This window comes from Bradyrhizobium nanningense (assembly GCF_004114535.1).
In the GTDB taxonomy this organism is placed as follows: Bacteria; Pseudomonadota; Alphaproteobacteria; order Rhizobiales; family Xanthobacteraceae; genus Bradyrhizobium; species Bradyrhizobium nanningense.
In genome coordinates, this window is record NZ_LBJC01000032.1 from 1 (window position 1) to 20524 (window position 20524).

At 62.6% G+C, this 20524-nt stretch carries 20 protein-coding genes; 6 read left to right on the forward strand and 14 right to left on the reverse strand.

Going from position 1 to position 20524, the window contains the following annotated elements; all coding sequences use genetic code 11:
• Positions 1 to 667 precede the first annotated feature (667 nt).
• The gene (locus XH84_RS27840; RefSeq protein WP_245471882.1) at positions 668 to 1543 is read left to right on the forward strand and encodes an ABC transporter substrate-binding protein; all 876 of its coding nucleotides are present in this window, start codon (positions 668 to 670) and stop codon (positions 1541 to 1543) included.
• A 95-nt stretch (positions 1544 to 1638) separates the two neighbouring features.
• Here the strand turns inward: XH84_RS27840 and XH84_RS27845 are convergent, their stop codons facing one another.
• The 8 genes from XH84_RS27845 to gltX all read right to left on the reverse strand — a co-directional run bounded on the left by XH84_RS27845 (position 1639) and on the right by gltX (position 10882).
• The gene (locus tag XH84_RS27845) at positions 1639 to 2406 is read right to left on the reverse strand and encodes an SDR family NAD(P)-dependent oxidoreductase (protein WP_128919341.1); all 768 of its coding nucleotides are present in this window, start codon (positions 2404 to 2406) and stop codon (positions 1639 to 1641) included.
• On the reverse strand, positions 2403 to 3512 hold the full coding sequence (locus XH84_RS27850) for an ABC transporter ATP-binding protein (RefSeq protein WP_128919342.1): 1110 nt from the start codon (positions 3510 to 3512) through the stop codon (positions 2403 to 2405). Before XH84_RS27850 ends, XH84_RS27845 begins: the two co-directional genes overlap by 4 nt.
• Positions 3513 to 3522: 10 nt before the next feature.
• Entirely contained in the window at positions 3523 to 4380 is an 858-nt protein-coding gene (locus XH84_RS27855; protein ID WP_164936242.1) for a carbohydrate ABC transporter permease, read from the reverse strand.
• Positions 4373 to 5296: a carbohydrate ABC transporter permease gene (locus tag XH84_RS27860; protein WP_164936243.1), complete on the reverse strand. Its 924-nt coding sequence runs from the start codon at positions 5294 to 5296 to the stop codon at positions 4373 to 4375. Before XH84_RS27860 ends, XH84_RS27855 begins: the two co-directional genes overlap by 8 nt.
• Positions 5293 to 6579, reverse strand: coding sequence for an ABC transporter substrate-binding protein (locus XH84_RS27865; protein WP_128919344.1), 1287 nt, complete (start codon positions 6577 to 6579; stop codon positions 5293 to 5295). The genes XH84_RS27860 and XH84_RS27865 overlap by 4 nt, the downstream gene beginning before the upstream one ends.
• A gap of 58 nt (positions 6580 to 6637) precedes the next feature.
• The gene (locus XH84_RS27870) at positions 6638 to 7816 is read right to left on the reverse strand and encodes an ROK family transcriptional regulator (RefSeq protein ID WP_206734128.1); all 1179 of its coding nucleotides are present in this window, start codon (positions 7814 to 7816) and stop codon (positions 6638 to 6640) included.
• Positions 7817 to 8006: 190 nt separating this feature from the next.
• Positions 8007 to 9311 carry a citrate synthase gene (gltA, locus tag XH84_RS27875; RefSeq protein WP_128919346.1) on the reverse strand — a complete coding sequence of 435 codons (1305 nt, stop codon included), beginning with the start codon at positions 9309 to 9311 and terminating at the stop codon, positions 8007 to 8009.
• Positions 9312 to 9457: 146 nt separating this feature from the next.
• The gene (gene gltX / locus XH84_RS27880; protein WP_128919347.1) at positions 9458 to 10882 is read right to left on the reverse strand and encodes a glutamate--tRNA ligase; all 1425 of its coding nucleotides are present in this window, start codon (positions 10880 to 10882) and stop codon (positions 9458 to 9460) included.
• A gap of 166 nt (positions 10883 to 11048) precedes the next feature.
• On the opposite strand from gltX, the gene XH84_RS27885 reads away from it, so the two are divergent.
• Together XH84_RS27885 and XH84_RS27890 are read left to right on the forward strand one after the other, a co-directional pair.
• Positions 11049 to 12725, forward strand: coding sequence for a glutamine--tRNA ligase/YqeY domain fusion protein (locus tag XH84_RS27885; RefSeq protein ID WP_128919348.1), 1677 nt, complete (start codon positions 11049 to 11051; stop codon positions 12723 to 12725).
• A gap of 6 nt (positions 12726 to 12731) precedes the next feature.
• The gene (locus XH84_RS27890; protein ID WP_128919349.1) at positions 12732 to 13118 is read left to right on the forward strand and encodes an SgcJ/EcaC family oxidoreductase; all 387 of its coding nucleotides are present in this window, start codon (positions 12732 to 12734) and stop codon (positions 13116 to 13118) included.
• Between the two features lie 40 nt (positions 13119 to 13158).
• Here XH84_RS27890 and XH84_RS27895 read toward each other — a convergent pair whose 3' ends face one another.
• From XH84_RS27895 to XH84_RS27905, 3 genes are read right to left on the reverse strand one after another with little or no spacing between them, the layout of a single operon-like run.
• Positions 13159 to 13644, reverse strand: a complete 486-nt coding sequence (locus XH84_RS27895) for an adenosine-specific kinase (RefSeq protein ID WP_128919350.1) — start codon at positions 13642 to 13644, stop codon at positions 13159 to 13161.
• A gap of 33 nt (positions 13645 to 13677) precedes the next feature.
• Entirely contained in the window at positions 13678 to 14358 is a 681-nt protein-coding gene (locus XH84_RS27900; protein ID WP_128919351.1) for a phosphoribosylanthranilate isomerase, read from the reverse strand.
• A 21-nt stretch (positions 14359 to 14379) separates the two neighbouring features.
• Positions 14380 to 15384, reverse strand: a complete 1005-nt coding sequence (locus XH84_RS27905; protein WP_128919352.1) for a ribonuclease Z — start codon at positions 15382 to 15384, stop codon at positions 14380 to 14382.
• 119 nt (positions 15385 to 15503) lie between these two features.
• On the opposite strand from XH84_RS27905, the gene XH84_RS27910 reads away from it, so the two are divergent.
• Positions 15504 to 15953: a YbhB/YbcL family Raf kinase inhibitor-like protein gene (locus tag XH84_RS27910; protein WP_128919353.1), complete on the forward strand. Its 450-nt coding sequence runs from the start codon at positions 15504 to 15506 to the stop codon at positions 15951 to 15953.
• Positions 15954 to 15970: 17 nt separating this feature from the next.
• Here the strand turns inward: XH84_RS27910 and glnA are convergent, their stop codons facing one another.
• Complete coding sequence (gene glnA / locus XH84_RS27915) at positions 15971 to 17401, reverse strand: type I glutamate--ammonia ligase (RefSeq protein ID WP_128919354.1); 1431 nt, start codon at positions 17399 to 17401, stop codon at positions 15971 to 15973.
• A gap of 162 nt (positions 17402 to 17563) precedes the next feature.
• The gene (locus XH84_RS27920) at positions 17564 to 17746 is read right to left on the reverse strand and encodes a hypothetical protein (protein ID WP_157334255.1); all 183 of its coding nucleotides are present in this window, start codon (positions 17744 to 17746) and stop codon (positions 17564 to 17566) included.
• A gap of 242 nt (positions 17747 to 17988) precedes the next feature.
• Here XH84_RS27920 and XH84_RS27925 point away from each other — a divergent pair, with 242 nt between their 5' ends.
• A complete protein-coding gene (locus tag XH84_RS27925) occupies positions 17989 to 18351 on the forward strand; it encodes an SPW repeat domain-containing protein (RefSeq protein WP_164936245.1) in 363 nt (120 codons plus the stop codon).
• A 179-nt stretch (positions 18352 to 18530) separates the two neighbouring features.
• Here XH84_RS27925 and XH84_RS27930 read toward each other — a convergent pair whose 3' ends face one another.
• Positions 18531 to 19859 carry an MFS transporter gene (locus XH84_RS27930; protein ID WP_128919357.1) on the reverse strand — a complete coding sequence of 443 codons (1329 nt, stop codon included), beginning with the start codon at positions 19857 to 19859 and terminating at the stop codon, positions 18531 to 18533.
• Between the two features lie 368 nt (positions 19860 to 20227).
• Here XH84_RS27930 and XH84_RS27935 point away from each other — a divergent pair, with 368 nt between their 5' ends.
• The gene (locus tag XH84_RS27935) at positions 20228 to 20461 is read left to right on the forward strand and encodes a DUF2171 domain-containing protein (protein WP_128919358.1); all 234 of its coding nucleotides are present in this window, start codon (positions 20228 to 20230) and stop codon (positions 20459 to 20461) included.
• Positions 20462 to 20524: the final 63 nt, after the last annotated feature.

Below are 20524 nucleotides of genomic sequence, written 5' to 3' on the forward strand. Positions count from 1 at the left end.
CGCAAAGCCGCTCGCTCGCTACGGCGCTATGTAGGGGCGCGCTTCGCGAGCGGCTTTGCTAATCAGCTACACCACTCCCTGGGACACGACCCGCTTGCGAGCCTTAGGGGTGCCCAGCTGTTGGGCAGCCGCATTGAGCAGAGGCGCTATAGCGATGGCACACCAGCGGCACCTCCCCAGACCTTCAGACACGCATTCGGCATTCCTGCTCCGGTCGTATCTCCCGAAATGATTTTCTGATCAGGAAGCCAAGCAGGAATGTCTGCATTTGGCCGTCAGCTGAACACCGCGAGAGCCGTTGCCATGTCTGCGGCCGGAGGAATGCCGGACGTCGCCTAATGATGGGCAGACCACTGCTTTTGGCCCATAGCGGACCCTGCTGCAATCGTAGAAGTCAACCGCATTTGATCGATCGCGACCATCCTCAGGCGAATGCCGCCGGAGCAACGGGCTCGCTAAATTGCAGCATAGACCGCTGCAAGGTGCTAACCTCACCAGCGAATGGCGTGGCCCATACGAGGGGGGACACATGCGACGGCGGGAGTTTATTGGAAATCTCGGCATTTTTGGCGCTGCAGCAGGATCGACATTGTTTGGTCGGGGCTCAAGCGCGCAGACTGTGCGAAAACGTCCCCTCATCGCATGGGCGGGAGCTGCGCCTCCGGGGGTGACGTTGCCCCAATTCATCGTAGACTTGGCCTTCGGCAATTTCGTTAAGGGGCTCTCCGAGTTCGGCTACGAGCAAGGGCGGAACATCGATATCGTTCGGCGAACGGACATCTTCCCGGACCGGGTACCACCCATTGAGGAAATGGTGGCTCTGCTCAAACCCGATATCATCGCTGTGCCTGCAACGCTGGAAGCCGTCGCTGCCCGAAAGGCAACATCGACAATACCGATTGTCTGTCCCGCGCTTGCCGATGCGGTCCATCTCGGCTTGATTGCCAGCGAGGCTCGCCCAGGAGGAAATGTAACGGGCATTGAGCCCTACCTCGCGGGTTTGCCGACCAAGCAAATTGAACTCGCGCGAGAAATCGCTCCGAAGGCACGGCGCATCGGACTGCTGACCAACATGAACGATCCGAAGGGGCCGCCTCAAGTCGGGGATTTGAGGGCGGCTTGTGGGGCGTTGAGCCTCAGCGTGGTCGAAGCAGATACCAGTGCGGCGAAGGACATCCCGAATGCACTTGCTGCGCTGGCGAACGAAAAGGTCGATGTCGCCGTTGTCCTTCAGACCAACCTGCTGCTCAACATGAGCGAGCAGATCGGCGCTATCACGCTTGAAAAGCGGCTGCCGACGGTCTTCGGATATCGCGAGCACGTTATCCACGGCGGCCTCGTGAGCTATGGCGTCGACTTGCGCTGGTGCTTTCGTCGCGCCGGCTATTTTGTGGACAAGATACTCAGGGGGACGCACCCCGGCGACCTCCCCATCGAATTTCCAAGCAAGCTGTGGCTGGCAGTCAACCTCAAGACGGCAAAGGTACTCGACGTCGCGATACCAGCAGCACTCCTCGCCCGCGCCGACGAGGTGATTGAATAGTTCCGCTTGTGGCCCAAGGGCGACCTGCGTCAATGTTTGCTTGACGTCTCCTTTGGAGAGCAAAGCCGACCTGACATGAACTTCGAGCGCAGGCCCTAGGCAAGGCCCGCATCGACGCGAAAGCACTGGCTGGTGATGCGCTGGCTTTCGTCGGAGGCGAGGAACAGCGCCATGTTGGCGATGTCCTCGGGCGTCACAGCATCGGGAACGGCCTGACGCGAGCGCATCTCGGTGATGACACGTTCGTCCCGATACCACAGCCGGCGCTGCCGTTCGGTGACGACCATGCCGGGGGCAATCGCGTTGACGCGGATGCGGTCGGGGCCGACCGAACGCGCCAGCGAGTTGGTGAAACCGACGATCGCTGCCTTTGCCCCGGCATAAACCGGCAGCGCCGGCGCACCGCGCATCCAGGCGATCGACGACATGTTGATGATCGAGCCGCCGCCGCGCGCCTGCATCTGCGGCACCACCGCTTGCGCGGCAAAGAACACGTGCTTGAAATTGACGCCTATCATCCAGTCGAATTCGGCGGGCGTCACCTCCGCGAGCACCTGGCGCTGGTCATTGGCGGCGTTGTTGACGAGCACAGCGGCGTTACCGAGCGATCGCTGGACCTCCGCCATGGCAGCGCGCAAGGCGTCGATGTCGAGGAGGTCGCAGGGCACGAACAGCGGCGCGGTACCACATGCGGACGCGACCTCCGCAACCAACGCTCCGCCGGCTGCTTCGTCGATATCGAGGAACGCGACGTGGGCGCGCTGGGCGGCGAAGGCGCGCACGAAGGCCGCACCAATGCCGCTTGCGCCGCCGGTGATCAGCACCACGTGGTCCGCTAGGCCGGCATAGCTCGTCTTGGTCATGCGATCAGTCGCTCCGTCTCGGGGTCGAACAGGCAAACGCGGCGGGTGTCGAGCGCGAAAGAGGCGGACGCGCCGGGCACGGGCCGGATATCGGGCGAGATGCGCGCCATCGCCGTCTCGCCCCCGAGCCGCAGCGACACCATCGTCTCGGCTCCGGTCGGCTCGACCATGTCCACGGGCGCGTCGACGAGGACGGGCGCATCGTTCGAAAACGCGCGGCTGCCCTCGGCAATGCATTCCGGCCTGATCCCGAACACCACGTCGCGTCCGACAAAGGGCGCTGCGCCATCATAGTCTCTCAGGCGCAGACGGATCTCGTCCGGCCGGCCTGCGCCGATCACGACCACCAGCCCGTCGTTCTCGGCCTCGAGCCGTGCCGGTATCGTGTTCATCGGGGGCGAGCCCATGAACCGCGCGACGAACAAATTGGCGGGATAGCGGTACACGGTATCGGGCTCGGCGAATTGCTGCACGCGGCCCTGATGCATCACGGCGATCCGTGTTGCCATCGTCATGGCCTCGATCTGGTCGTGGGTGACATAGACGATGGTGGCGCCGATGCGCTGGTGCAGGCGCTTGATCTCCATCCGCATCTCCACGCGCAGCTTGGCGTCGAGATTGGAGAGCGGCTCGTCGAACAGGAAGAGCAGGGGATCCCGGACCAGTGCGCGTCCCATCGCGACGCGCTGGCGCTGGCCGCCGGAGAGCTGCGACGGCTTGCGGCCGAGCAGCGTCTCGATCTGAAGGAGTTTTGCGACATTCGCGACCGCCTTCTCCTGCTCGGCCTTGGGCACATGACGGCATTCCATGCCGAAGGTGATGTTCTGCCGCACCGTCATCGACGGATAGAGCGCGTAAGACTGGAACACCATGGCGATGTCGCGGTCCTTCGGCGGGACGTCGTTGACGACGCGTCCGCCGATCTCGATCGTCCCCGCGCTCGGGTAGTCGAGCCCAGCGACGATGTTGAGCAGTGTGGACTTGCCGCAGCCGGAGGGGCCGACCAGCACCGTGAATTCGCCGCTCTCGATGTCGAGTGCGATGTCCTTCAGCACCTCCAGATTGGCGTAGCGTTTGGACAGGGCGCGAATGCTCAGTGCTGCCATGACGACTCCATCATTTCACGGCCCCGGCAGTCAGGCCGCGGACGAAGTACTTGCCGCCGATGAGGTAGATCAGCAGCGTCGGCAGCGCGGCGATGATCACCGCTGCGCTCTGCACGCCATGCTGCGGGATATCGGCCACTGCGGCGGAGAGCGCGATGAGAGCTGCCGTGACGGGCTGCTGCTGGCCGGTTGTGAACGTGACGCCATAGAGGAACTCGTTCCAGATGTGCGTGAACTGCCAGATCACCGTGACGATCAGGATCGGCCCGGAGAGCGGCAGGATAATGCGCCAGAAGATGCGGAAGAACCCGGCGCCGTCGATTCGCGCGGCCCTTATCAATTCATGGGGAATGGCGACATAATAGTTCCGGCAGAACAGCGTGGTGAAAGAGAGACCCTGGATGGTGTGGATCAGCACGAGGCCAGCCAGCGTATTGATGAGACCGATGTCCCGCAGCACGATGGTCCAAGGCAAGAGGCGCATCTGCTGAGGCAGGAAAAGGCCAAGGGTCACGATGCCGTAGATCCAATTGTCGCCGCGAAAGCGCCAGAGCGATATGGCGTAACCGGCGATCGCGCCGAGCAAGGTCGAGAAGATCGTCGCAGGGATAGTGACCAGCGCGGAGTTCAGCATGTACGGCCGGATGCCGGAGCAGGTTTCGGCAACGCAGAATCCGCTCCAGGCCGCGGGGTAGTTGCTCCAAGCCAGATGTTGCGGCCAGCCGATCATCGACCCCTGCGCGATCTCCTCGTTGGACCGGAGCGAGTTCAGAACGACGACGGCCAGCGGCGCGAGCCAAGCCGCGGCGATCAGCGTAACGACGAGATAGATCCAGATCCGGCTCGGGGCGAAGCTATGATCACGCATGAAGGGCCCGCCGCCGCTGGACATACCGCCACGCCGCATAGGGCAGCAGCACCGCGAGAAGAATGAGCAGCATCAGCACTGCCGCCGCGGCTCCGCGGCCGAGCAGGCTGCGCTGGAACATCAGGTCATAGACGACGAGGGCGGGCAGCTGCGTCGCAATTCCCGGTCCCCCGTTGGTAAGGGCGCGGACGAGGTCGAACGTCGAGATCGCGAACTGCAGCTGGATCACGACGACGGTAACGGTGATAGGCCAAAGCGAGGGCAGAACGATGCGGCGGTAGATGCGGACCGGCCCGGCGCCGTCGATCTGCGCGGCCTTGACGATGTCGGCGTCGACGGACCTGAGGCCGGCAAGAAAGAGGGCCATGGCAAAGCCCGAGGATTGCCAGATCGCGGCGATGACGATGGTCCAGATCGCCATGTCGCGGTCGATCAACCAGTCGAACTTGAAGGAGGTCCAGCCGAGATCGTGGACCAGCTTCTGAATCCCGAGGCCAGGATTGAGCAGCCAGCTCCAGACCGTGCCGGTGACGACGAAGGACACCGCGAGGGGATAGAGGAAGATGGAGCGCAGCGCGTTTTCGCCGCGAATGCGCTGATCGAGCAGGATCGCGAGGATGAGGCCGGTCGCCGCACTCAACACGACGAACGCGCTGCCGAACAGCAGCAGATTGTCGAAGGCGATCTGCCAGTTCCGCGACGCCGCGACCGCCGTGTAGTTGCGCAAGCCCACCCAGCCCGAGACCGGGACGAGCGTGGACGGCGTGAACGAGATCCAGATCGTCCACAGCGAGAACGAGATGAGGTGCGCCGCGGACAGCAGCAGCGGCACCCAGATCATCAGGTATTCGGGCAGCCGGCGCACCCATTCAGGAAGCGCCGGCCGGCCCGGCCTTATCGCGGCGGCATTGCTCAACGCGCGCCCTCGACGGCCTCGGCGAGGCGGATGGCCGCCTGCTCGGGCTTGATCGTCTTGTTCTTCACGTACTCCGTAATCACGTCGATCATCGCAGCGGTCATGCCGTTTTCCTGCGCCATGTTGTGCGCAAGACTGAGGACGGCCTGGTTGCTGGCGATCGCGTCCTTCAGGGCTGCTGCGGTCCGCCGTTGCCCGTCCGACCAGCCTTCGCCGGACAGATCGACATCGGTGCGCACGGGGATCGATCCCGTGATCTGCGAGTACATAGTCTGGATCGCCGGATCCATGACGAGCTGGGCCATCAGCGTCTGGCCGGCCTGCAGGTCCGCCTCCTTGCGCTGCCAGAAGATGAAGGCATCGGCGTTCAACAGAAACACCGGCTTGCCGTTGTTGCTGGGGCCCGGCGCAATCGTGAAGTCCTCGAGCTTGAAGCCGGCATTGCGCAACACGCCCTGCGCCCAGCCACCCATGATCATCATGCCCATGTCGCCTTCAATGAAGCGCTTCAAATTGGTCGAGAAGTGTTGGGCGCCGACGTTGGGGTCCATCCAGTCGGCGATCTTGCGCACTTGCGCGAACGCAGCCTTGATCTCCGGACCCTCCAGAGCCTTCTTCTCGAGATTCATGATGGCGGCGCGGTATGCGAGCGGACTGATGCCGGCCAGGGCGGCCTCGAATTTCTGCCCGTCGTCCGGACGGGTGCCGCCGTTGGCGATGGGATAGGGAACTCCGCCCGCTTTCATCTTCTCGGCGAGGTCGTTGAAGTCTGCCCAGGTGACCGGGATCTTGTCGGCCTTGGCCTTGTCCATGGCGCGCTTGGACAGGAACAGCATGTTGGTGCTGTAGATCTGCAGCGGCAGTGCGATCCATTTGCCGCCCGGCTTGTGCAATTTCGCAAGGTCCGGCGCGACGACCTTCTCGTAACCGGCGGCAGCGACGACGGCGTCGAGATCGACGGTCGGGGCTATCTTCGACCAGGCCGCGATCTCTGGACCCTTGAGTTGCGAGCAGGCCGGCGGATCGCCGGCCATGATCTGAGCGCGCAGCTTGTTCATCATCTCGGTGGTGAAGCCGGGGACGGGCGAATGCTGCCAGACGCCTCCCTTCTCCTCGAATTTCTTGCCGAGTGCCGTGATGGCCGCGCCATCGCTGCCCGCCGACCATTGCGAGATGGCGGTCAGGCGCGGCTTGACCGCGCTTTGCGCGCGGGCAAATGCCGGCAGTGCGAGCGTGGCAACGGATCCAGCGAGCAGACGACGCCTTGTTGTTGTGATCGGCATGGCAGTTCCTCCCGGTGTGAAGTCTCGGCGCGTGTGGGACGTGCAGGCTCAGCGCATGTCAGGCCGCCTCCGTCGATGCCGCGGGCATGCCGCCACGGCTGGCGAGGCAAAAGGCGGCGAAGGCGAGCGCGGCCTGCGGATCGTTGCCGGTCGACGGCGGCACGAAGGCGAGGGACACTTGCGCCAATTTGCGTCCACCCAGCAGGCAGGCATCGATTCCTTCGACCACGGCGTTGCGATCGTCGTCGGCGAGAAGCGACGGCCAGCCGCTGATCGCAACGCCACCGCACGGTTTCACGTTCAGCGTGTTGCCGATCGCAAGGCCAAGCCGGAACAGCCGCCGGCGCAGCTCCTGCCGCACGCGCGATGAGAGCGGGATCGTGTTCCCCCATTCGTTGCCGAGCTGAAGCAACTCGGTTTCGGAAATGCCGAGAAGCTCGACCAGCGCCGGAATCGACGCATAGGCCTCGACGCAGCCATGATGTCCGCAGCGGCAGCGCGGTCCCTCGGGCGCGAATACCATGTGGCCGAGCTCGATCGGCTGCAGGGCATCGGCCTTCGCCGGATCGTCCATCCAGGCGCCGGCAACACCGTGGCTGACGAGCACGAACAGATGCGTGTCGTTGAATGGATAATTCTCCGTGCGGCAGCGGTGAAAGGTGGCGTGGGCGACGACCGAATTGGTGAATTCGAGCGGCACGCCGGCGAACATCTCGTCGAACATCTCGCTCACGCGCCCGACATCGCAGGGAATGATTGGATTGGCCGATATGCTGAGACGGCCAAGGCCGGGAATGGAGACGCCGATCTGGGAGAGGGTGATGCGGCGGCGCCGCGTCCAGTCGCGCAACAATGTCATGGCTTCGCGAAACACCCGGCCGACGGTCTCGGCGGTCGGCGTCCTCGGCAGGTTCACGCGCTCGGTGTAGTGCAGTTCGCCCGACAGGCCGCCGACGCCGACGCTGAGATGCTGAGTGGTCAGCTCGAAGGCTGCAAGCGCCACCGCGCCATCGAGCGACACGAGGCCGGTCGGGCCGCCGACGTAAGGGGCAGGGCGCCGCACCTCCTCGATCAGGCCTTCGGCCTTCAGGTCGAACAGGATGCGCGACAGGCTCGCTTCCGACAGGCGCACGGCCTTGGCCAGAGGCGGACGAAACGAGCCGCCCGCCTGAAGCAGATGGGTCAAAATGGCAGCGCGCGTCTGCCGCCGACTTCTCGGCTGCTCCGGCATTTCCATCCCTGTCGTCATTCTTACTTAGTGTAAGAATGCGCGCGGCGCGGTTCGACTGTCAAGCGTTCGGGGGCGTGATGCGCCGACTTGTTGTTGTGCGCGGCAGCACGCTTTGCCCACCTACGGCATCTCTGCGCAAAACGAAAACGGCGCCATCTTGCGATGGCGCCGTTCCGTTGGATTGTTCCGTCCGATCTTACTTGCGATCCTTCATCGCGACGTAGTCGCGGCGGGTGACGCCGGTGTAGAGCTGGCGGGGACGACCGATCTTCTGCTGCGGGTCCTCGATCATCTCGCTCCACTGGCTGATCCAGCCGACGGTGCGTGCGACCGCGAACAGCACGGTGAACATCGAGACCGGGAAGCCCATCGCCTTCAGCGTGATGCCCGAATAGAAGTCGACGTTCGGGTACAGCTTGCGGTCGATGAAGTACTGGTCGCTGAGCGCGATCTTCTCCAGCTCGAGCGCCACCTTCAGCATCGGATCGTCGCCATGGCCGGTCTCCTTGAGCACGGCGTGACACATCTTCTGCATGATCTTGGCGCGCGGATCGTAGTTCTTGTAGACGCGGTGGCCGAAGCCCATCAGGCGGACTTCGGAGTTCTTGTCCTTCACCTTGGCGATGAACTCGGGGATCTTGTCCACCGAGCCGATCTCGGCGAGCATCGCGAGCGCGGCCTCGTTGGCGCCGCCATGCGCCGGGCCCCAGAGGCAGGCGATGCCGGCGGCGATGCAGGCGAACGGGTTGGCGCCGGAGGAGCCGGCGATACGCACCGTCGAGGTCGAGGCGTTCTGCTCGTGGTCGGCGTGCAGGATGAAGATCTTGTCCAGCGCGTCAGCGAGCACGGGGTTGATCTTGTACTCCTCGCACGGCACGGCGAAGCACATGTGCAGGAAATTCTCGGCGAACTTGAGCGAGTTCTTCGGATACACGAAGGGCTGGCCGACCGTGTACTTGTAGGCCATCGCCGCCAGCGTCGGGATCTTGGCGATCATGCGCATGGAAGCGATCATGCGCTGCTTCGGATCGTTGATGTCGGTCGAGTCGTGGTAGAATGCGGCGAGCGCGCCGACTGCGGCCACCATGATCGCCATCGGATGGGCGTCGCGGCGGAAGCCCTGGAAGAAGCGGGCCATCTGCTCGTGCACCATCGTGTGATGGATCACGCGGTAGTCGAAATCCTTCTTTTGCGCGGCGGTCGGGAGATCGCCAAACAGCAGAAGGTAGCAGGTCTCGAGGAAGTCGCCGTTCTCGGCGAGCTGCTCGATCGGATAGCCGCGGTATTCCAGCACGCCCGCGTCGCCGTCGATATAGGTGATCTTGGACTGGCAGCTCGCGGTGGAGGTGAAGCCGGGATCGTAGGTGAACAGGCCGGACTGGCCGTAGAGCTTGCCGATATCGATGACATCAGGCCCGACGCTGCCGCTGTGGATCGGGAGATCGTAGTTCTTGTTTCCGACCGTCAGCGTAGCGGTCTTTGGGCTTGGTTTTGCGTCCATCAGAGGTCCCCGATGTATGGTGAAACGGGCCAGAGCCGGAGCCCCCTAGGCAGATCATGGGGGCAGGCCGGATGTTCCAGGAGGTTCGGGGGAGATGGGTATATTATTGCTATGTGCGCTGCAAGATCGCCGCACGCATGGTCGACTTACGTCGTAGACTGATCCTTAAGCCGGGCGAGGCTCTCCTGGCGTCCCAGGACGTCCAAAACCTCAAATATACCAGGCGACGTCGTCCGTCCGGTTAGCGCCGCCCGCAGGGGCTGGGCGACCGCGCCGAGTTTGAGACTATTTTCCTCGGCAAAAGTGCGCAGTGCGGCTTCGGTGGTGGCGCCGCTCCACGTCTCGACTTTCTCCAGCGCGGAATGAAGCTGGCCGATCAGCTTGCGGTTCTCTGGCGTCAGCAGCGCCTGCGCCTTGGGGTCGAGCTCTAGCGGGCGGTCGGCGAAGATGAAATAGGCGCCGTCGATCAGCTCGATCAACGTCTTGGCGCGCTCCTTGAGGGCCGGCATGGCCTTCACGAGCTGCGCGCGCGTGGTGTCATTTAACTTGGCCTTAAGCTCGCCCCGTCCCGGCAGGTGGTCAAGCACGTCCTCGAACATCTTCACGAGCGATTGATCGTCGGCGTGGCGGATGTAGTGGCCGTTGAGGTTTTCAAGCTTGGCGAAATCGAAGCGCGCGGCGGCGCGGCCGACGCTGGCGAGGTCGAAGGCTGCGATCATCTCCTCGGTCGAGAAGATCTCCTGGTCGCCATGGCTCCAGCCGAGCCGGACGAGGTAATTGCGCAGCGCCGCCGGGAGGTATCCCATGGCGCGGTAGGCATCGACCCCGAGCGCGCCGTGGCGCTTCGACAGCTTCGAGCCGTCCGGACCATGGATCAGGGGAATGTGGGACATGCTCGGCAGCGTCCAGCCCATCGCATCGTAAATCTGCTTCTGGCGGGCGGCGTTGATCAGATGGTCGTCGCCGCGGATCACATGGGTGACGCCCATGTCGTGGTCGTCGACCACCACGGCGAGCATGTAAGTCGGATTGCCATCGCCGCGCAGCAGGACGAGGTCGTCGAGGTTCTCGTTCTGCCAGACCACGCGGCCCTGAACCTGGTCCTCGATCACGGTCTCGCCGGTCTGCGGCGCGCGCAGGCGGATGGTCGGCTTCACATCGTTTGGGGCGGTCGCGGGATCGCGGTCGCGCCACATGCCGTCATAGAGGCGGGTGCGCCCCTCCGCGCGCGCTTTCTCGCGCATGGCGGCGAGCTCCTCGGCGGTGGCGTAACAGCGATAGGCCTTGCCGTCGGCGAGCAGCTGCTCGGCGACCTCGCGGTGACGGGCGGCGCGGCTGAACTGGTAGATGACCTCGCCCTCCCAGCCGAGCTCAAGCCATTTGAGGCCGTCGAGAATGGCGACGATCGCGGCCTCGGTGGAGCGCTCCCGGTCGGTGTCCTCGATCCGCAGCAGCATCTTGCCGCCGTGCTTCTTGGCATAGAGCCAATTGAACAGCGCCGTGCGGGCGCCCCCGATATGGAGGAAGCCGGTCGGCGAGGGGGCAAAGCGGGTGACGACGGAATCGGTCATTCTTGGCAGGGCCTATGCATTGGAGGCGGTGGTGTATAGCAGGAACGTGACATAACTAAAGCCCGTCGGCGGACCTGTGGGGGCTTGCTTGAGCCGTGCTTAAGCTCTTGGCTCAGCCTCCCGAATTTGGCAGAAGGACCGCTGATTTCCCGACAGGATTTTCGTAATGACAGAACCGGTGGCAGCTGAGGTTGGGCGCGATTTCATTCGTGACATCATCCAGGCCGACCTCGACCAGGGCAGGTACAGGGAGATCGTGACCCGGTTCCCGCCGGAGCCGAACGGCTACCTGCATATCGGCCACGCCAAGTCGATCGCACTCAACTTCGGCATCGCCCAGGAGTTTCCGGGCCGCTGCCATCTGCGCTTCGACGACACCAATCCGGTCAAGGAAGAGCAGGAATATATCGATTCCATCCAGGCCGACGTGCGCTGGCTCGGCTTCGACTGGGGCAAGAACCTGTTCTTCGCCTCCGACTATTTCGACCGCCTGTACGAATGGGCGGAGCAGCTGATCCGCGACGGGCTCGCCTATGTCGACGACCAGACCCAGGAGGAGATCCGCGCCTCCCGCGGCACGCTGACCGAGCCGGGCAAGAACTCGCCGTTCCGCGATCGCAGCATGGACGAGAACCTCGACCTGTTCCGTCGGATGAAGGCCGGCGAATTCCCGAACGGCGCGCGCGTGCTGCGGGCCAAGATCGACATGGCCGCCGGCAACATCAACCTGCGCGATCCCGTGCTGTACCGCATCCTGCACGCGCACCATCCGCGCACCGGCACGAAGTGGCACATCTATCCGAGCTACGATTATGCGCACGGCCAGTCGGACGCGATCGAAGGCATCACGCACTCGATCTGCACGCTGGAGTTCGAGGACCACCGGCCGCTCTACGACTGGTTCATCGAGAAGCTGCCGGTACCGTCCAAGCCGCACCAGTACGAGTTTGCGCGGCTGAACCTCACCTATACTCTGCTGTCCAAGCGCGTGCTGACCCAGCTCGTCCGCGACGGCCATGTCGCGGGCTGGGACGACCCGCGCATGCCGACCATGGCGGGGATGCGCCGCCGCGGCGTGCCGCCGGCGGCCTTGCGCGAGTTCGTCAAGCGCATCGGCGTCGCCAAGGCCAACAGCGTCGTCGATGTCGGCATGCTGGAGTTCTGTATCCGCGAGGAGCTGAACCGCACCGCGCAGCGGCGCATGGCGGTGCTGAAGCCGCTCAAGGTCGTGATCGAGAACTATCCGGAAGGGCAGACCGAGGAGCTCGAGGCGATCAACCACCCGGATGATCCCAGCGCGGGCACGCGGAAGATCACGTTCGGCCGCGAGCTCTATATCGAGCAGGACGACTTCATGGAGAACCCGCCGAAGAAGTTCTTCCGCCTGTCGCCGGGCAACGAGGTGCGGCTGCGCTACGCCTATTTCGTCAAGTGCACCGGCGTGATCAAGAACGACGCCGGCGAAGTGGTGGAGCTTCGCTGCACCTATGATCCCGCGACCAAGGGCGGCAACGCGCCCGACGGCCGCAAGGTCAAGGCGACCATGCATTGGCTGCCGGCGGCGGCGTCGAAGCCTGCGGAAGTCCGCATCTACAACCAGCTATTCGCCAATCCGAGCCCGGATGCCTCGAACTTCGCGGCCGATCTCAATCCGAACTCGCTGGAGATCCTGGCCGATGCGCGCATCGAGGCATCGGTGGCCGAGAGCAACTCGACCGAACCGATGCAGTTCGAGCGCCAGGGCTATTTCGTGCGCGACAAGGACTCGACACCCGGCAAGCCGGTGTTCTCGCGCACCATCGGCCTGCGCGACACCTTCGCGAAGGAAGTTGCGAAGGGCTGAACACGCATGAGCACGGAGGCCGACGTCATCGTTTCCGCCATCATCGCGAAATGGTGCGCCGGCTTCGCGAGCCTCGATGCAGCCGCGCTGTCGTCGCTGTATGCGAAGAACGCGTTCTTCTTCGGCTCGAACCCGAAACTCTATCGGGGCAGGAGCGGGGTGGCGGACTATTTCAATGGCCTGCCGCGATGGCGCCAGCCGAGCGTCGGCTTCTCCGAGGTGGCTGCGGCTCAGGTCTTGCCCGATGTGATTAACATGGCCGCGATCGCATCATTCGATCTCGACGAAGAGGCCGCGCCGCTCTCGGTCAAACTCACCTGGGTGATCGTGCGCGAAGACGGCGACTGGAAGATCGCGAGCCACCACGTGTCGTCCAGGGCTGCGCTGATCTAACGCCGGAGGCGTACTTCACCGCAACCGCTTCATCCGGTCGCTACAGTTTGTAGCCGATCTTCCTCAGGAGGTCCTTCCGCCACGCAATGTCGGCGTCGGTCTCGATACCCAGCGGTGAGGCGCCATCCACTACGCCGAGCACGCCACGGCCGAGCTCGGTTTGCGCGACGATCACCTGCGTGAGGTTGGCCGTCGCGCAGTAGATGCGGCAGACCTCCGGCACCGAGCGCACGGCAGCTAGGACGTTGACCGGAAAGAAGCCGTCGCCCAGGAAGATCAGAAAAGTGTGGCCGGCGCCGATGGCTAATGCGTTGTTGCGGGCGTGGGTGAGGGCCGCTTCGTCATTGCCCGACCAGCGCACCAGCCGCTTGCCGGAGGCCTCGCAGAAGGCCAGCCCGAAGCGGATGCCCGGAACCGTGCCAACCAGCGCCTCGTGGAGGTCTTCCACGGTCTTGATGAAATGCGACTGACCGAAGATGAAGTTGGCCGCGTCCGGCTTGACGATGGGTACGACGATGAGTTCCATGGCCGCGCTCCTCCCAGGGGAGAGCTATGCATGTTAGGCCGACGGAAAGCGATTGTCAGCCGCTGCCCGAGCCGCTTCGTGGAACCGGCGGACTCGCTCCAGGTCCTTGGCATGCGAACCGTCCCGATCCGTCTTTGTCTTGGAGTCGACGCCGGCTGGACGGACGGTTCGGATCGCTCCTGCGACGTTGTCCGGTCCAAGGCCGCCTGCGAGGACGACCGGAACACGGACGACGTCCACGATGCGGCGACTGATATTCCAATCATGCGTCACGCCGAGCGCGCCGATCTGCTTGTCCGTGGACCGATAAGTGTCGAGCAGCAGAAAGTCTGCAATGCCATCGTAGCTTTGGGCAATCTCGACGCTTTCCTCGGAGAACACCGGTATGCTTCTCATCACGACGATCCCGGGCAACATGCGTTTGAGCGAAGCAACATCTTGCGGGGAAAGCAGTTCGGCGCTGGCTCCCAAATGGACGATCGCGGGGTTGAGCTCGCGCGCCCACGACGCAATCAAGGAGAGATCGCGGGTCAGAAACAGTGCCGAGAATTTCGATGGCGGTACAATTGCCGCGCCGATCTTGGAAGCCGCTGAGATCGACAGTTCTCGCGGAAATTGGCCGTCTCCGACGAGCACGCCGATATGGTCGACACCAATGGCCGAAAGTGCTGACGCCTCTTCGGGGGTGGAGATTTCATAAATCTGGGTCAACATCGGGCGTAACCTCTCCGAGTCTCAGGCGCGAGGTGCCCCAAACGCCGCCATCACCTCGGCCAGCATCCGCTCCTGCTCTCCCGCATAGCGCGGAGAGAAGTGAAAGGGCTCGACGCGGCGGACATTGGCTTCTCGTGCGATTTCTCCGGCAGCCGTGGTGGTAAGATGAGCCCGCTCCTTCGCTATTGCGGCGTCCGCGTCCGCAAACGCCGCCTCGATGAAGAGGATGTCTGCATTCTGAATTAGCGCCACGATGGAGGCACGATTGGCCGGCGTGTCGGCAACATCGGTCACATAGGCGATTTTCTGGCCGGCAGTGACCGTCACAAGATCGCGCAGGCTTGCGAGTGGCACGAGGCGATCCGACTTGGCCGCTTCTTCGATACGGATCAAATGATCTTCCGCGCGACGCTCGACGACGGCCTTCTTTAGCGACAGCAACCAGTGTCCGACGGGTAGTCCACGCTCCGAGAGCCTGTTCTTCCATACGTTGACATGGGCCGCCTCCTGCAGCGCAAAGCAGAGGCAGGGCGTGCCATGTTCAAGGATCGCGGCTGACATGCGATGGGTAGGTTCATCGCAGAGTGCGCCCGCAATGGTCTTACGAGAGCCGGATGGCTCTGCTGCGAAGCCTTTCCTCAGATGGAACCGCGTGGCGGAAATGGAATTGTCCGCTCCAAGTTCGCTGACATCGAAAACAAGATCGCAGCGATAGTTTTCGACCAGGTTCCAGCGATAGGCCTGAAGCTTGTGAAAGACGTGCTCGGCTAAGCCGGGCGGACCGAACAGCTGCACCGATTTCTCGTGCCCGACGAGCAAACGCAGCAGATGGTCAAAGCCAACGAAATGATCGATATGCGCATGCGAGACAAAGACCTGGTCGACGCGTCGGATCTTCCGTGGCGCCAGTGAAGCAATCTCTCCAATATCGAACAGCAGACTTCGCTTCTCGAGCAGCGTTTCGACATAGACCGTCGGATCGCCGTAGCGACCGTTAACGAGGCTCGGATGGAAAAGCGGTCGCATGACGAGCTATTTTGCTGCAACAGTTCCCAATGCGTCTCCCCTCATCTTAGCTGACGGCGATGGATTCCGCACCGGGCAGGACCGAGCTAGAATACATCATTCGGATCGAGGAGAGAGCCATGAAACTCGTTTCAAGCGCCTTCGCCGATGGTGCCGCAATTCCGCGACGGTTTACCTGTGACGGCGAAAATCTTTCGCCACCTCTGCAATGGAGCGACGCGCCGGAGGGGGCGCGGAGTCTTGTCCTGCTCTGCGACGATCCCGATGCGCCTGCCGGCAAATGGCATCATTGGGCAGTCTACAACATTCCGCCGGCGGTCACGGAATTTGCGATCAACGCTGCGCAGAACGCCAGAATGAAGCAAGCCGTCAACGATTTTCGGAAGGTGGGCTATGGCGGCCCGTGTCCACCGCATGGCCATGGGCCTCATCATTATCACTTCCGACTGCTTGCCCTCTCGATCGAGGGCCTGCCGGCAAAGGCCAATGCATCCTGCGCCGACGTCGAGCGAGAGGCGCGCAAGCACGTGATCGCGGAAGCGACCCTCGTCGGTTGGTATGAGAGGTAGGCCGGCGAAAAAATGCCCTAGATGTCGTAGTAGAGATGGAACTCGTAAGGGTGAGGGCGCAGCCGGATAGGATCGACCTCTTTCTTGCGCTTGTAGTCGAGCCAGGTTTCAATCACGTCGGCGGTGAAGACATCGCCGCGCAGCAGGAATGCGTGATCGCGCTCGAGCGCGTCAAGTGCCTGATCCAGCGATCCCGGCGTCGACTTCACCTCCTTCGCCTCCGCAGGCGGGAGGTCGTACAGGTTCTTGTCGATCGGGCTGCCCGGGTCGATCCGGTTGTCGATGCCGTCAAGGCCGGCCATCAGCATTGCAGCGAAGGCCAGGTAGGGATTGCAGGACGGATCGGGTGAACGAAACTCGACGCGCTTTGCGCGTGGATTTGGCGAATACATCGGAATCCGGCAGCAGGCGGAGCGATTGCGCTGGGAGTAGACGAGGTTGATCGGAGCTTCATAACCCGGAACCAGACGCCGATAGGAGTTCGTGGTGGGGGCGCAAAGCCCGCACAACGCCCAGGCGTGGCTCAATAGCCCGCCGATATAGTAGCGGCCGAACTGGCTCAACTCGGCATAGTCAGCTTTGTCGTAGAATAGATTGGTCTCACCCCTCCACAGCGATTGGTGAACGTGCATGCCCGAAGCGTTGTCCTCGAACAGCGGCTTTGGCATGAACGTCGCGGTCTTGCCGTGCTGATGCGCGGTGTTCTTCACCACGTATTTGTAGATCATCAGATTGTCGGCCATGCGGGTGAGGGTGGTAAAGCGCATGTCTATCTCGTTTTGACCGCCGGTCGCGACCTCATGGTGATGGGCTTCAATCTGGATCCCCAGCGATTCCATCGTCAGCACCATTTCGGTGCGTAGCGCCTGCATGCTGTCGGTTGGGGGAACGGGAAAATATCCCTCCTTCGGGCGCGGTTTGTGGCCCAGATTCGGTGCTTCCTCTGCGCCGGTGTTCCAGCTGCCTTCGCTGGAATCGATTTCGTGCATGGCGTAGTTGATGCCCTGTCCGTAGCGTACGTCGTCGAATACGAAGAACTCCGCTTCCGGGCCGAAGTAGCTCGTATCGGCCCGCCCGGTGCCCTTGAGGTGGGTTTCGGCTTTCTGGGCTATGTAGCGGGCGTCCCGGCTATAGGATTGGCCGGTCACCGGGTCTCTGATGTTGCAGATGAGGACCAGCGTCTTTGCCTGACTATAGGGGTCAACGAAGGCCGTCGCCGGATCCGCGACAACCAGCATGTCGCTTTCCTGGATCTCCTGGAAGCCGCGGATCGATGAGCCATCGAATCCAATGCCCTCATTGAGGGCATCGGCATTCACCGCGCTTGGCGGGACGGAAAAATGTTGCCACATCCCCGGCAGGTCGGTGAACCGCAAATCGATCATCTGGACGTTGTCGTCCTTGATCGCCTTCACGAGATCGTCGGCTGTCGCACATTTCGCAACCATGGCTTCGCTCCCAGATCAGCGTCCTGAGATCGCGTTGCCGTTCGGCCGCAACCGAGCGGCTTGCGACGGACTGTGGTCCACGTTCAACGCTGGCGCCGCGTCAGCCTCAGTCCGGCATGGCGCAGCTCGCAGTCAGGCAGTTTTGCGCGCGCGGCGGCCGCTTCAGCTTTGGTGTGGCCCGCGCATGAGCTTCATGGCGTCTTCGATATGCCGCCAGGTTCGGGCCAGTTCGAGCTCGCCCTTTGACTCGAGATCGATGGCGTTTTGGGCGGCTTCGGCAATGGCTTTGGGGCCATGTGCTTCCAGCAACTGCCGCGCATAGTCGTGGATTTCCATTTCTCGCATGGCGTCATCTCCCTCTTGTTCCGGGCGCGAACTGGGTAGGCCGGGAGCGGTAGACATTGACACCTGTCAAGCTCGGACAATCTGCATCCTGGTGCGCCGCACTCGCAAGGGCCTTTGCAGGGCATGGGTGGCCAGGATTGAACGCAGGTTCCGGACCGGCAGTCGCGGCAACACAACGCAGGCCGGAGGGATGATTCTTCAACGGTGCGCCCCATATAAATACCAGAGGGGAGGTGAGCATTATGCGCATCCAACATTGGCAAGACGCTGCCAGCCTGTTGGTGGGCGTGTGGCTGGTCCTGTCGTCCTTCGTCCTGGGTTCATCCGGGGCGGCGGTCTGGATCACCATCGCGCTTGGGCTCGGCGTCATGCTGTTTGCCGTAGAGGCCTTTGTCATCCCGTCTTACCTGGAAGAGTGGGGCGAAATGCTGCTGGGCCTGGCGCTGTTGCTGGCGCCTTGGACCATTGGCTATGACCAGGCGTCAACCACGGCGAGCAGCGTATTGTCTGGTCTGCTGGTGATCCTGCTCAGTGGCTGGGAGCTGATGACCGATCGTGACTTCAGCGCCTGGTGGCACGATCGCTGGCATCACCCGGCCGGCTGAAACAGCAATCGGCCGAACTCTCCGCCGACCGCTATGCGCTGGCGGCCGGAGGCGAGGCTCGACTTGACCATGCCGCGGACAACGTGTGGGCGTGACGAGGATCCGAATGATCGTTATCGCGCTGAGGGGCCGATGCGGCCATGGTGCAGGGCTTGCGGTCCTGCACCAAGACTATTCCGTCACGATGCCGTTCTGGGCTCGATCGGTTGCCAGATGCTGATCTTGCGCGTCTCCGGCATTAGGAAGACAGCGAGCACGAAGCACACCGCAGGCACCGCAATCGGGTAGATCAACGCGTAGCCGATGCTCCCGGTCGCCGCAAAAGCCGCCGACGTGATGAACGGCACCAATCCACCACCCCAGCCGTTGCCGATGTGGTACGGCACCGACACTGACGTGTACCTGATCCTGCCGGGAAAGAATTCCGCCAGAAACGCGCCGACCGGCCCGTACACCATCCCGACATAGCAAACCAGGATGAAGATAATGAAGATCGCAATGGGGTAGTTGATGTTCCCGGGCTGCGTGACCGTTCCCAGCCATAGGTACAGCGGATAGTACGTGATCGCTGCGAGCAACATGCCGCCCAGGATTACCGGCTTGCGGCCGATCTGATCCGACAGCCAGCCGAAGAAAATCAGGCTCGGTGTGGCAATCAGCAGCGCGGCTCCCACGATGTAGGCGGAGGTCAGCGGGTCTACCTTGGAGACCTGCTGAAGGAAGTACAGCGCCCAGAACTGACCGCTGTACCACACCACGCCCTGTCCGATCAGGACGACGATTGCGATCCCGATGAATTTGACGTTCGAGCTGAGGAAAGCCTCCTTCCACGGATTCGTCGTCATCTGGCCGCGGGCCCTGATCTCCTGGAAGATCGGCGTCTCCTGGAGCTGGAGCCGAATATAGATCGCGATGGCTACCAACAGGAATGACACCAGGAACGGAACGCGCCATGCCCACTCGTCGAAGACCTGATTGCCGAACCAGGTCCGTGTCAGGATGATCACGCCCAGTGACACCACGATGCCGAGAGTCGGAGAGGTCTGTAGCCAGCCGGTGTAGTAGCCGCGCTTGTCATCCGGCACATGCTCCGCGACATAGGTGATGGCGCCGCCATATTCGCCGCCCAGGCACAGACCCTGGATCATGCGCAAGCCGAATAGAACGAACGCCGCCGTGAGACCGATGGACTGGTAGGTCGGGATCAACCCGATTGCCCCCGTACCCAATCCCATTCCGCTCAGCGTGACGAGGAATGTATATTTTCGCCCGACCCGGTCGCCCATCCATCCAAAGAGGAAAGCCCCCAGTGGACGGATCAGGAATCCTGCAGTGAACAGCGCGATCGTGCTGAGGAGGGCTGCAACCGCGTGGGTCTGCTCGAAGAACTTAACCGACAGAACTGCGGCCAGGCTGCCAAAGATATAGAAATCATACCATTCGATGACGTTTCCCACCGACGCGGCAACAATCACGCGGCGAAAATCGCTCGGTACTTGAACTGCCATGTGCTGCTCCTATCAAATTCAAACGCTACTCCTGGCGCCTTTCAGCGCCCATTCGCGGCGGCGTACGACGCTACAGGCGAGAATTGCGAGTTGCGTCCGCTGGTCTCAGGGCTGCTTGAGTCACCTGAGAAAGAGCTCCAGCGGTCTCTTCGGTACCGCGAGCTATCACGCCTGCCCGTCGGCCGGGGAGGCGTAGAAGCAGTGTAATCCTGCCGGGGCTGGCTTCTTATGAGACTTTCGGCTCAATCGACCTGAAGCGAGGCTGCCCCGATCCGAGATGGAACGGTCGCCCATCGCGCCGGACGGTTTTGTCACGAACGAACGGAAAGGCCTCTCAGACGTTGTGTGGGTCCAACAAGGATCCCACCATGCAGAACATCGCAGAGCATATGGAAGTCATCGGCGCCGACGGCGTCCATGTCGGCACCGTCGACAAGGTCGAAGGCAACCGCATCAAGCTGACCAAGAAGGATAGCGGTGAGGGCAGCCACAAGGGCCATCATCATTTCGTCGACAAGGGCCTCGTTGCCGATGTCGAGGGCAACAAGGTGCGGCTGTCGGCCAAGGCGTCGGTGGCCGTGACGATGGAAGAGGAAAAGTAGGGGCGCCTTCCCGCGTTCCCGATCTGTACCGCTATTCGCCTGACCGCACGTTCCGGTAGCTTC

Bases quoted from the DNA above. Each gene is read 5' to 3' on its own strand.
- glnA (WP_128919354.1), bottom strand. From the start codon at position 17,401: ATGGTTGCGAAATGTGCGACAGCCGACGATCTCGTGAAGGCGATCAAG.
- XH84_RS27935 (WP_128919358.1), top strand. From the start codon at position 20,228: ATGCAGAACATCGCAGAGCATATGGAAGTCATCGGCGCCGACGGCGTC.
- XH84_RS27885 (WP_128919348.1), top strand. From the start codon at position 11,049: ATGACAGAACCGGTGGCAGCTGAGGTTGGGCGCGATTTCATTCGTGAC.
- XH84_RS27920 (WP_157334255.1), bottom strand. From the start codon at position 17,746: ATGCGAGAAATGGAAATCCACGACTATGCGCGGCAGTTGCTGGAAGCA.
- XH84_RS27855 (WP_164936242.1), bottom strand. From the start codon at position 4,380: ATGCGTGATCATAGCTTCGCCCCGAGCCGGATCTGGATCTATCTCGTC.
- XH84_RS27900 (WP_128919351.1), bottom strand. From the start codon at position 14,358: ATGTTGACCCAGATTTATGAAATCTCCACCCCCGAAGAGGCGTCAGCA.
- gltX (WP_128919347.1), bottom strand. From the start codon at position 10,882: ATGACCGATTCCGTCGTCACCCGCTTTGCCCCCTCGCCGACCGGCTTC.
- XH84_RS27895 (WP_128919350.1), bottom strand. From the start codon at position 13,644: ATGGAACTCATCGTCGTACCCATCGTCAAGCCGGACGCGGCCAACTTC.
- XH84_RS27850 (WP_128919342.1), bottom strand. From the start codon at position 3,512: ATGGCAGCACTGAGCATTCGCGCCCTGTCCAAACGCTACGCCAATCTG.
- gltA (WP_128919346.1), bottom strand. From the start codon at position 9,311: ATGGACGCAAAACCAAGCCCAAAGACCGCTACGCTGACGGTCGGAAAC.
- XH84_RS27845 (WP_128919341.1), bottom strand. From the start codon at position 2,406: ATGACCAAGACGAGCTATGCCGGCCTAGCGGACCACGTGGTGCTGATC.
- XH84_RS27925 (WP_164936245.1), top strand. From the start codon at position 17,989: ATGCGCATCCAACATTGGCAAGACGCTGCCAGCCTGTTGGTGGGCGTG.
- XH84_RS27930 (WP_128919357.1), bottom strand. From the start codon at position 19,859: ATGGCAGTTCAAGTACCGAGCGATTTTCGCCGCGTGATTGTTGCCGCG.
- XH84_RS27870 (WP_206734128.1), bottom strand. From the start codon at position 7,816: ATGGAAATGCCGGAGCAGCCGAGAAGTCGGCGGCAGACGCGCGCTGCC.
- XH84_RS27865 (WP_128919344.1), bottom strand. From the start codon at position 6,579: ATGCCGATCACAACAACAAGGCGTCGTCTGCTCGCTGGATCCGTTGCC.
- XH84_RS27890 (WP_128919349.1), top strand. From the start codon at position 12,732: ATGAGCACGGAGGCCGACGTCATCGTTTCCGCCATCATCGCGAAATGG.
- XH84_RS27905 (WP_128919352.1), bottom strand. From the start codon at position 15,384: ATGCGACCGCTTTTCCATCCGAGCCTCGTTAACGGTCGCTACGGCGAT.
- XH84_RS27910 (WP_128919353.1), top strand. From the start codon at position 15,504: ATGAAACTCGTTTCAAGCGCCTTCGCCGATGGTGCCGCAATTCCGCGA.